An 11,653-nucleotide genomic window follows, 5' to 3' on the forward strand; every position below is an offset into this window, starting at 1 on the left:
TTAATCTCCTAAAGTTATTTTCATTTTTTTAATGTCTTTGAGGGCCATATTGGCACGGACACTTTGTTTCTTGACCGTTTTTCCACTACCTTCCCACTCGACTTCTATATTTAGCCATTTAGCAAATGTTTGCACATTTTCATCTGTCCAGCCATACATATCAGGCATTTCTTCGACCTTATCAGATAGGATCAAGATTTGCTGATTGGCTTCCAAATTATCTCCTTCAGAAACCGAGAGCTCCTTGATCTTGGTTCCTGTTCCGATAACGATTGGTTGGACAAGGTTACGACGTAATTCCTCTGCTAGGTCACCCGGAGTAAAGTCCTTGGTAGCTGGCATAGCATAGCTTGTCGTCTTGCTGACCTGATCCAAGTTCTTAGCAGTTGACTGAAGATTGAGGGATTCTTTCATGGCAGAAGCTCGCTCAAGGATTGGGTTGGCAAACTCTCCAAGCTGAACACCCGAATAATGCTCTGGCTGTTGCACCGTCACATAGAGGATAAAGTCAGGATTTTCTGCAGGATGCATCGACACAACAGAGAAGATATAGTTGGTTTCACCTGTAAGGTACCCGCCATTCTTCTCATCGGCAATCTGAGCAGTCCCTGATTTCAGGGCGACATTCTGACCTGGAACATTGACATTTGCTTTTCCTATGCTGTGGTTGTACATGGTACCGTAGACAGGATCTGTTCCGACCATGACCATGTGATCCCGAGTAGAGGACGCTGCAGCTTTTGACACAGGATTTCCGACGATCTCCTTTTGAGACTTACGAACAGACTGGTCATTTGGATCATAGAGGGCACTGATAAATTTCGGCTCTAACATGACCCCATCATTGGCAATGGCTGTAAAGGCACGAAGCATCTGGGTCTGGGTGACAGAGATCCCTTGTCCAAATGCACTCATGGCAATATTGACAATGTTATCCGCAGGTAATTGACCTGTGTACTCATCTGTCAGACCAAAACGAGTTGGCACCCCAAACTTAAAGCGGTTAAGGTAATCAAGCCAGGTTGCATCCCCCATCTTTTGCTCAAGCAAGGTCATCCCGATATTACTTGAGTGGGCAAATCCTTGAGAGAAAGTCATGGTGCCACCACTGGTCAATCCTTCATTGACGTCCCAGTCTCGAATGGTCGCATCAGCTATTTTCAATTCACTACTGTTAAAGTATTCCCCACCAGGGAAGGTATTGTTATCAATAGCTGAGGCCAACATCATCACCTTCATGGTCGATCCTGGCTCGTAGTTACTTTGATAGAGAATATCTCGCCAGACAAAGTCTTTTGTGATGCCATCCTTGGTATCTGCGTTAAAGGTTGGCCGTTGGGTCGTAGCCAGGATTTCCCCTGTTTTAGCGCTAACCAAGGTAGCCGTCATATACTTGCCTTTTACCTTTTCCTGAAAGGCATCCATCTGTGTTTCCATAAAGGATTGTAAGGGACTAGAAAGGGTTGTGTACACATCCTTTCCATCTACCGTTTGTTGAGAAGCTTGATCTGTACCCGGAACAATATTTCCCAGGCGATCCTTCTCATAGGTGATAATCCCATCTGTACCCGCCAGAATGCCATTTAAAGAACTCTCCAAACCAGATGTTCCAATCAAGCTCTTGGTACCATCCTCATTTTCATGAAGTTGCGCTAAACCGATAAAGGAAGAAGCAAACTGTCCATTGGGATAACTACGGTTAGGGCTTGTTGTAAAGTCAACCCCCTCGACACCAGCAGTTTTGAGATCATTTTTAATAGCCATCATATTGGCATAGGTGATCCCATTTCCCTTGGTACCAAAGGATACCTGTTTTAGATCTGGCTGAGAAAGCTGTTCTTTGACATAGGACTCCTCCATATCCAGATACTTATGGAAAATTTCAGCCACCTTATTAAATTGAGAGTCCTCTACATAGAGAATTTTGCCTGTTGCTGACTTGTAGGTCTTGTCAATAACAGCATAGATATTATAAGATGTCGCATCTTCTGCAATAGGCGTACCATTACGATCGTAGATGGTCCCCCGTTTTGCAGGAATCGTCTTGGTTGTTTGATGGACCTTGTTTGCTTCTTGAACCAAGTCCTTCCCAAATTTTTTACCCGTTCCGATAATGACCGCAAAGTTGACCAAAAAGACAGCGAAGAGTATGACAGCCAATAAACTCAGGCTTTTCCCTACTCTTCGGCGGTTTTCTTCTGGAGATTTACGGTTACGAACGGCATAACGGATGATTTTTTCTTTCCACTGTTTCATTTCTTACTCCGTTGCTCGGATATTTTCGTTATTCAGCTGTAAATTCTTAGAGTTTGCAATTTCTTTCAAACGTTCTGAACGAATCAATTCATTGACCTCTTGCTTGGCATCATCTAGCTCGGTTTTCTTTTCTTCGATTTGAGCATTGACCTTGGTCAATTCATTCTGAACTTGTAATAGCTTGGTCTGCATAAACACAACGCTAATTGCCAGGATAATCATTGTTGCAGCAATCGAAACATAGAAGGCCTTTTCCACACGTGAAAAACCTTTGAACTTCGTTTGCAATAACTGGCTTGTTTTTTCGATTCTTTCTGCCATGTTTTTCCTCTTACTTGTGAATTTTTCTAGCCACGCGCAACTTGGCTGAATGCGAACGGTTGTTAGCTTCTAGCTCTTCAGCACTTGGCAAGATTGGCTTGCGGGATACCAATTCCATCTTGGGCTTAAGGTCATCTGGAATAAAGGGCAAGCCTTTGGGAACTTCCACTGTTGAAGCTTCCTTGAATAATTGCTTGGTCAAGCGGTCTTCCAGCGAATGGAAGGTAATGACCGAGATTCTCCCATCTAGAGCCAGCATGTCCATGGCCTGCTGGATGGATTCATCTGCAGCGCCCAGCTCATCATTGACTTCGATTCGGATAGCCTGGAAAATCTGCTTGGCAGGGTGTCCCTTTTTCTTGAGCTCCTTGGCAGGCTTGGCCGACTTGATAATCTCTGCCAACTCCGTCGTTGTCTCAATGGGTTTCATCTCACGCGCTTGCTCAATCTTACGGGCAATCTGTTTAGAAAATTTATCCTCACCATACTTGAAAAAGATCCGAACCAGGTCATGATAGTCATAATGATTGACCACCTCATAGGCCGTCAGACTAGCTTCCTGATTCATCCGCATATCCAGTGGCGCATCCTTTTTATAAGAAAAACCACGTTCACGCTGATCTAGCTGAGGACTGGACACTCCCAAGTCATAACAAATTCCATCAATTTCCTGGACACCAGCCTCCTGCAAACGTGCCTGCAAATGACGGAAGTTATCCTTGATAAAGGTTACCATCCCCTTTTCGATATAGGGTGCCAACCGTTTTTGTGCATTGTCAATGGCATTCTGGTCCTGGTCAAAGGCATAGAGATGCCCTTTTTCGCTCAATTTACTTAATAAATATTCGCTATGGCCTGCTCCGCCCAAAGTCGCATCAACGTAGATACCGTCAGGTTTTACGTCAAGCATATCAATCGTTTCATGAAGCAAGACCGTTACATGATGAAATTCTTTTGTCATATCTTATTTATTTTACCACAAATCTGACCAGCTTGCACTTGTCAGACAAGGCTAAGTTTCTTCGAAAATAATTCTCAAAAATATGTCATATATACTTGACATCTCATCCCCAAAATAATATAATATAGTCAAATATATACGACATATCAGAAAGGAGACCCTATGAATCGTGTCAAAGAATTCCGCAAGGAACTGGGCATTTCCCAGCTCGAGCTCGCCAAAGATATCGGTGTCTCGAGACAGACCATCAACATGATTGAAAACGACAAGTACAATCCAACCCTGGAACTCTGTCTCAACCTCGCCCGCAGCCTCCAAACTGACCTCAATAGCCTCTTTTGGGAAGACGATTTTTAAAAAAGGAGCAAACAAATGAAAAAAGAAACTCTCACTGAAAAACTCATCAAACGCATATACGGTATTTCTGGTCCCCTTGACGAACACAAACGGCGCGAGGCCGATCGTATCGGGAATCAGGTCTTTATTGTCCTCTTTTATCTGATGACATTTGGCAATCTTATCCCGCTCGTTCTTGCCTATAAATACCCGCAAATTGTCGCTATCGGCTATTCTCTCGTGGTGTTTGGCATTTCGATGATGGTTGCCCTCTATGTGGTCTCTCAAACCAAGAAAACGGGCATCACAGCTATTGATCCCGAAATGCTGAGTCAAAAAGAAAGTAAAAAGCTACATTTTCCGGGTCTAAAAGCCGGTCTGATCTACGGCATAGCGATATTTTTTATAATGCCACTCATCGATACCCTAACCAGTGAAAATCCAAATTTCATCAGTTCTCTTCTGAATTCAAAACATATTTTAAAAACTATACTGGGAGCGTTCTTTTTTGGACTGATGATGCAAATTATCGTCTCTCTTCGCATTCAAAAGGCCAAGAAAGACCAAGAAGACGACTAGGAGGTACCTTATGAAATCACTAGCTAGACTACTGATCAGTCATGTTTTTATCAGTATCTTTGTTACCTTTTTCCTACTTTCTGGACATATTGAGCATCCTTTCTTGATTATCTTTCTTTTATTCCTTCCTGTATTGAACAAGGGACAGAGATTCCAGAAAATCCAATCAAAAAAAATACGTCTTCTAAACGCATCTCTCTGTTTTATCCTCGTATCCTTTCCACAACTTTTAACAAATCCTATGGATTGGAGATACCTGGTATTTCTAATAATCTGTATCATTTTTAGTTTGGTTTACTTCTATACTCTCTATCAACTCTTTAAAGAAGTCAATCAAAAATCGCTCATTTAGGAGGTTACTCCCATGAAAAAAGAAGATTTCACCACTCGCTTACTCAAACTATTCTTTCACATACAAGGGCCTTTTGATGAATGCCGTCAAGAGATGATTTACAAGGCTTGTGCTCGTTCCTTGATCCAAATCATTTACTCCTCCCTCCTACTCTTCTTGTTCTATCTCCTATTTGGACGCTTCATAGAGTTGGTTCGAGATGCCATGCCCTACCTCTATTTTGGACTTATCTTCGTCCTCTCATCTAGAGCGAGACTAGCAGTTCGCGACTTACGTTTGGATAAGGATGACCAGTCCGAAATCCCTCACAAAAGCTACAGCAAAAGCCAAATCAACCTTCGTAGTTGGGGTGTATTCGTCAGTATTCCAATTGGCTTGTTTGTCTTATCAGCCTTTCACAAACTCTTTGTTCAGCATCTTCCCCTTGATACCTTTTGGGACAATCTCTCCCAGTTCGATAAAACGCTCCCTTTACTAGTCTTGGGTTTGGGAATTGGAGCTATCTTTGGAAGCATGACCTATGCCTTTTTATCGGAACACGAGGTGAAACACTCTGAATCTGGAATGCATAAGGAGAATATAGAAAAATGACTAGTATATATGATTTTTCCGTTTTAAACCAAAACAACCAAGCAATCCCACTGGAGAGCTATCGTGGCAAGGTTCTCTTGATTGTCAACACTGCTACAGGATGTGGTTTAACGCCCCAGTACCAGGGACTTCAAGAACTCTATGAACGCTATCAAGATAAGGGCTTTGAAATCCTAGATTTCCCTTGCAATCAGTTTATGGGACAAGCACCCGGCAGCGCAGAGGAAATCAATAGTTTCTGCAGTCTACACTATCAGACCACTTTCCCTCGCTTTGCCAAGATCAAGGTCAACGGCAAGGAGGCAGATCCTCTTTATGTTTGGCTAAAAGACCAGAAATCTGGTCCGATAGGAAAACGAATCGAATGGAATTTTGCTAAGTTTCTCATTGGTCGAGATGGGCAAGTCCTTGAGCGCTTCTCTTCCAAAACAGACCCCCAAACCATCCAAGAGTCTCTCCAAAAGATACTCTAATTTCTTTTTAAAACGTGTCCTTTCATTTAGTTTGAGACTTGAAAGAATGCGTTTTTTCTTTAAAAAGTAACCGATTTTCTTTAATTTATACTTATTTTTTGCTTTTTCGCTATTGCAATTCTTTCATTAATTTAGTATATTTGTTATATTAAAAGTTTTCAGTCATTTTAAGGGAGAAATGACCTTTTAAATTTTTTTATCTTAAAATGAAAGCGCTTTATAAATAGGGGGTAAGGTGACTTACAAATTATCAGAGAGTTTTTTCATTAAATCAAGTTGTAACCAAGTCAGACTTGGGCTTGGGCAGTAGCTGACTGCCTTTCTAAAAACTAGGAGTATATTATGAATCGATACCTTTTTGAAAAAGGGCAAACATTTAGCATTCGGAAGTTGACTGTAGGTGTGGCCTCTGTTATCGTCGGACTGGCATTTTTTGCTTCTGGAGCCGTGCGTGCAGACGAAACGTCTCCTACCACGACATCCAATTTAGATCAGCAAATGAAACAAGTAGCAGATATAGAAGAGACCAAGGCTGAACCAGTCAAAAAAGAGGGGCGTGTAGAAGCTGAAAAACAAGAAACACCTGCTGCCGATACCAAAAGTGCTGACTTGCTCCCTGAAGACATTCAGGACCGTGCCTATCCAGACACACCTGTCAAAGAACTCGATACGACTACTATCGTTGACCAGAAAGCTAGTCCAAAAGTAGAAACTGAGAGCATTCTAAAGAACAAGGAAGAAGCTCCAAAAGAAACTGAGAACGGAAACCGTGCCATCATTAACGGTGGACAAGACCTCAAACATATCAACTACGAGGGACAACCTGCTACTGCTGCTACTATGGTTTACAGCACTTACAATGCAGGAGAACAACGCTACCTCGTTTCAGGCTCCGGAATCTTTGTAGCCCCTAACCTGATCCTTACCGTTGCTCATAACTTCCTAGAGGCCAATAAAGAAACGGGCGAAGGTCACATTCGTGGTGGAAAATCTGCCCAGTTCTACTATAACGTTGGTTCAAACAGCGAAAAGAAAAACTCACTGCCATCTTCTGGAACTACGGTTTTATTCAGAGAAAAGGACATCCATTTCTGGAACAAGAAAGAGTTTGGAAAAGGCTATAAGAATGACCTTGCTCTTGTAGAAGCTCCTATTCCTCTTCCGATTGCTAGTCCAAACAAAGCAGCAACCTTTGCACCTTTAGCGGATTACAAGACGCATCAGCCGGGAGAAGCCATCAGTACGATTGGCTACCCAACTGACTCGAGCTCAAAAGAACTGAAACAACCTATCCTAGCTGGTCAGCTTTACAAGGCAGATGGGACCATCCGATCTGTTGAGTCCTATGATGATAAGGGAACGACTGGTATCACCTACAAAACCACTTCTGTATCTGGTTTGTCTGGTGGCGGGATTGTCGATAGCCAAGGAAAAGTTCTGGGTGTCCATCAACACGGAACTGTCGACAATGGTGTCGCTGAAAAGGATCGCTTTGGTGGCGGACTCGTCCTTTCACCTGAACAACTGAAATGGGTGAAGGACATGATTGCCAAATATGGTGTGAAAGGCTGGTACCAGGGAGACAACGGAAATCGTTACTACTTTACTGATGAAGGGCGTATGCTTCGGAATGAAACAGCTGTTATCGGAAGCAACGAATATTCCTTCAACCAAGATGGGATTGCTACCTTGACCAAGGGAGTTGAATACGGTCGTGTGGTTATCCAACACGAAGACGAAGAAGGAAATCCTGTCAAAGATAATGACACCTTTATCGAACAGACAGCTGTTGATTCGCCATTTGACTATAATTTCAAAAAAGAAATCGAGAAAACGGACTTCTATCAGAAGAATAAAGACAAATACGAAATTGTATCCATTGATGGCGTAGCAGTTAATAAACAGCTAAAAGATGCATGGGCTGAAGATCACAATGTTGTTAGCAAAGCGCCTGCCGGTACACGTGTCATCAAGGTGGTCTATAAAATCAACAAAGGATCCTTCAAAGTTTACTACCGTCAAAAAGGAACCACTACTGAACTAGCGGAAGCGACAGTTGATAACAATGACGGCCAAGAGTACGATGTTTCCTTTGTCAACACCTTCCATGCAAAAGACATTGCTGGCTACCGTCCAGTCAAGACTAGCCTGGAAGCAACCATCCAGCATAAAGGTGTGAATGAGGTCGTCTTTGAATACGAGCCGGTCGCTGATACGGCTAATCCAACGACTCCGACTCCACCAGTCGCTCATCCAGAAGATAAAGAAACCGAGATTGGCAACCATGGACCTCTTCCAAGCAAGGCCCAACTCGATTACCACAAGGAAGAATTGGCAGCCTTCATCCACTACGGAATGAACACCTATACCAATTCTGAATGGGGAAATGGGAAAGAAGACCCTCGATACTTCAATCCAACCAACTTGGATACTGACCAGTGGATTCGCACTCTGAAGGAAACTGGCTTCAAACGAACTATTATGGTTGTTAAACACCACGACGGATTCGTTGCTTACCCTTCTAAGTATACGAATCATACCGTAGCTGCTAGCCCATGGAAAGATGGTAAGGGTGACCTTCTCGAAGAAGTTTCCAAGTCTGCTAGCAAGTACGACATGAACATGGGTGTTTACCTATCCCCATGGGATGCCAATCATCCAAAATACCATGTCGCAACCGAAAAAGAATACAACCAATACTATCTCAACCAACTGAAAGAAATCCTTGGTAATCCAAAATACGGTAATAAAGGGAAATTTATCGAGGTTTGGATGGACGGTGCGCGTGGTAGCGGTGCCCAAAAAGTAACCTATACCTTTGATGAATGGTTCAAATACATTAAAGAAGCCGAAGGAGATATCGCCATCTTCTCTGCTCAACCGACAAGCGTTCGCTGGATCGGAAATGAACGGGGGATCGCAGGTGACCCTGTATGGCATAAAGTTAAAAGAGCCAACATCACAGACGATGTGAAAAACGAATACCTCAACCATGGTGACCCAGATGGTGATATGTACTCTGTAGGGGAAGCTGATGTTTCAATCCGTTCGGGCTGGTTCTATCATGACAACCAACAGCCAAAATCACTCAAAGAGTTGATGGACATCTACTTCAAGTCCGTTGGTCGTGGAACCCCACTCCTTCTCAATATTCCACCAAACAAAGAAGGAAAATTTGCAGATGCGGATGTGGCTCGCTTGAAGGAATTCAAAGCAACCCTAGACCAAATGTATGCCACTGACTTTGCCAAAGGTGCCACTGTAACAGCAAGTTCTACTCGTCAAAACCACCTCTACAAAGAAAGCCACCTCACAGACGGTAAAGATGACACCAGCTGGGCGCTCTCAAATGATGCCACAACCGGTAGCTTTACAGTCGATTTGGGACAAAAGAGACGCTTTGACGTCGTTGAACTCAAGGAAGACATCGCTAAAGGGCAACGTATCTCTGGTTTCAAGATTGAAGTTGAAATCAATGGACGCTGGGTGACATACGGTGAAGGTTCGACCGTTGGTTACCGTCGCTTGGTTCAAGGCAAACCTGTAGAAGCACAAAAAATCCGTGTAACCATCACCGGTGCTCAAGCAACTCCAATCTTGACCAACTTCTCAGTCTACAAGACACCAAGCAGCATCGAAAAGACTGATGGCTACCCTCTTGGACTTGAATACCACTCAAACACAACGGCAGATACAGCTGGAACAACTTGGTACAATGAATCTGAAGGTGTTCGTGGCACTTCTATGTGGACCAATCAAAAAGATGCCAAAGTAAGCTATACCTTTACAGGAACCAAGGCCTATGTCGTCTCTACAGTCGATCCAGGTCATGGAGAAATGTCCGTCTACGTTGATGGTCAAAAGGTTGCCGATGTGCAAACTAAGAATGCTAGCCGTAAACGTAGCCAAAAAGTCTTCGAGACAGGCGATTTAGCACCTGGCCAACATACTATTACTCTTGTAAACAAAACAGGCGAACCAATTGCTACAGAAGGGATCTACACCCTAAACAATGATAGCAAAGGGATGTTTGAACTTGAGTCTACTAACTACGAAGTCGAAAAAGGAAAACCAGTCACTGTTAAAATTAAACGCGTTGGTGGAAGCAAGGGAACTGCTACTGTTCGCTTCATCACAGAACCTGGAACTGGGGTTCACGGTAAAGTTTACCAAGATACAACTCAAGATGTGACCTTTAAAGATGGAGAAACAGAAAAGACTGTTACCATCCCAACGATTGACTTTACAGAACAAGCCGACTCTGTCTTTGACTTCAAAGCCAAACTCACTTCTGTCACTGATGGTGCCCTGCTCGGTTTCGCTACCGATGCAACCATCCAAGTGATGAAAGCTGAATTGCTGATCAAGGACCAAACAAGTTATGATGACCAAGCTAGTCAGTTGGATTACAGTCCTGGCTGGCACCATGAAACCAATTCGGCAGACAAGTACCAAAAAACGGAGTCTTGGGCATCCTTTGGTCGCTTAACTGACGAGCAAAAGAAAAAGACAACTGTCACAGCCTACTTCTACGGTACTGGACTTGATATAAAGGGCTATGTTGATCCAAATCATGGCATCTACAAAGTCTTCCTAGACGGCAAAGAAGTTCCTTACCAAGATGGAATGGGAAATACTTCAACTATTGATGGGAAGAAATACTTTAGCGGTCGCGCAGCCCAACGCCAAGGCAATCAAACTCTGGTTAGCCTAAAAGGTCTGGACGAAAACTTGCACGCAGTCACCCTTCAACTAGATCCTGATCGAAACGATTTATCTCAAAATATCGGTATTCAGGTAGACCAATTTATCACTCGTGGCGAAGGTAGCGAACTCTACAGCAAGGCAGATATCATCCAGTCTATCTCAAAATGGAAAGATGATCTTTCAAACTTTGATCCAGCAGGCTTGAAAAATACGGCTACTGCACGCCAAGCTTTCCAAGCAAATCTAGAAAAATTGAGAAACCAACTCAGTGCTGATGCAGTGGATGTTCAAGAAGTCATGTTGACAGTCAGTGCCCTACAAGATATCCTATCCAAGGATGAGAACTATCAAAGAGGCCAAGAGGAGCCTAGTCCAGAGCAACCGGAACAGCCAGAAGAACCTGAGAAACCTGACCAGCCTGAGCAACCAGCCGAACCAAAACAACCGGAAATTGAGTACGATAAGGCTATGGACAGCTTGACGAAAGCTATCGAGAAAAAAGGCGCTGAACTTGGATCCAACAAGGAAGCTAAGAAGCAATTGTTAGCAATTGCTGACCAAGCCATTGCTGCAATCCAAGAAGCTAAAACTCAGGAAGCAGTCAATCAAGCGCTAGAAACTGCTCTCGAACAAATCAGCAAGCTCGAAGCAGCTCAGCCTGAGAAACCTGCTCAACCTGAAAAACCAGTTCAACCTGAAAAACCAGCTCAACCTGAGAAACCTACTCAACCGGAAAAGCCTGCTCAGCCCGAAAAGCCTGCTCAGCCTGAGAAACCGGCGCAACCGGAAAAGCCTGCTCAGCCTGAAAAACCTGCTCAACCTGAGAAACCTGCTCAGCCTGAAAAGCCAGCTCAACCTGAGAATCCAGTTCAACCTGAACAACCTGCTCAACCGGAAATTCCAGCTCAACCGGAAAAGCCGACTCAACCTGAGAATCCAGTTCAACCTGAAAAACCAGTTCAACCTGAAAAACCAGTTCAACCTGAAAAACCAGTTCAACCTGAGAAACCTGCTCAACCTGAGAAACCTGCTCAGCCTGAAAAGCCAGCTCAACCTGAGAATCCAGTTCAACCTGAG

The 11,653-nt window shown here is 43.6% G+C and carries 9 protein-coding genes; 6 read left to right on the top strand and 3 right to left on the bottom strand.

From position 1 onward, the window contains the following. From pbp2X to rsmH, 3 genes are read right to left on the bottom strand one after another with little or no spacing between them, the layout of a single operon-like run. Positions 1–2,256 carry a penicillin-binding protein PBP2X gene (pbp2X, locus tag PG086_RS08725; RefSeq protein WP_270748663.1) on the bottom strand — a complete coding sequence of 752 codons (2,256 nt, stop codon included), beginning with the start codon at positions 2,254–2,256 and terminating at the stop codon, positions 1–3. A gap of 3 nt (positions 2,257–2,259) precedes the next feature. Further along, entirely contained in the window at positions 2,260–2,577 is a 318-nt protein-coding gene (gene ftsL, locus PG086_RS08730) for a cell division protein FtsL (protein ID WP_000840796.1), read from the bottom strand. 10 nt (positions 2,578–2,587) lie between these two features. Continuing rightward, positions 2,588–3,538, bottom strand: a complete 951-nt coding sequence (gene rsmH, locus PG086_RS08735; RefSeq protein WP_033629331.1) for a 16S rRNA (cytosine(1402)-N(4))-methyltransferase RsmH — start codon at positions 3,536–3,538, stop codon at positions 2,588–2,590. 162 nt (positions 3,539–3,700) lie between these two features. Between rsmH and PG086_RS08740 the strand changes: the two genes are divergently transcribed. The 6 genes from PG086_RS08740 to PG086_RS08765 form a co-directional block, all read left to right on the top strand. Beyond that, positions 3,701–3,895: a helix-turn-helix transcriptional regulator gene (locus PG086_RS08740; protein WP_001082470.1), complete on the top strand. Its 195-nt coding sequence runs from the start codon at positions 3,701–3,703 to the stop codon at positions 3,893–3,895. A 15-nt stretch (positions 3,896–3,910) separates the two neighbouring features. After that, entirely contained in the window at positions 3,911–4,453 is a 543-nt protein-coding gene (locus tag PG086_RS08745; RefSeq protein WP_270748668.1) for a DUF3278 domain-containing protein, read from the top strand. A gap of 10 nt (positions 4,454–4,463) precedes the next feature. Beyond that, positions 4,464–4,805 (top strand): hypothetical protein, encoded by a 342-nt coding sequence (locus tag PG086_RS08750; RefSeq protein ID WP_000838131.1) that lies wholly within the window; start codon positions 4,464–4,466, stop codon positions 4,803–4,805. Positions 4,806–4,817: 12 nt separating this feature from the next. After that, a complete protein-coding gene (locus tag PG086_RS08755) occupies positions 4,818–5,396 on the top strand; it encodes a DUF3278 domain-containing protein (protein WP_270748670.1) in 579 nt (192 codons plus the stop codon). Continuing rightward, on the top strand, positions 5,393–5,869 hold the full coding sequence (locus tag PG086_RS08760; RefSeq protein ID WP_270748671.1) for a glutathione peroxidase: 477 nt from the start codon (positions 5,393–5,395) through the stop codon (positions 5,867–5,869). Before PG086_RS08755 ends, PG086_RS08760 begins: the two co-directional genes overlap by 4 nt. Before the next feature lie 342 nt (positions 5,870–6,211). Beyond that, a partial coding sequence (locus PG086_RS08765; RefSeq protein WP_270748672.1) for an alpha-L-fucosidase occupies positions 6,212–11,653 on the top strand: 5,442 nt, incomplete at its 3' end.

The sequence above is a fragment of the Streptococcus halitosis genome (assembly GCF_027691175.1).
Lineage (GTDB): Bacteria > Bacillota > Bacilli > Lactobacillales > Streptococcaceae > Streptococcus > Streptococcus halitosis_A.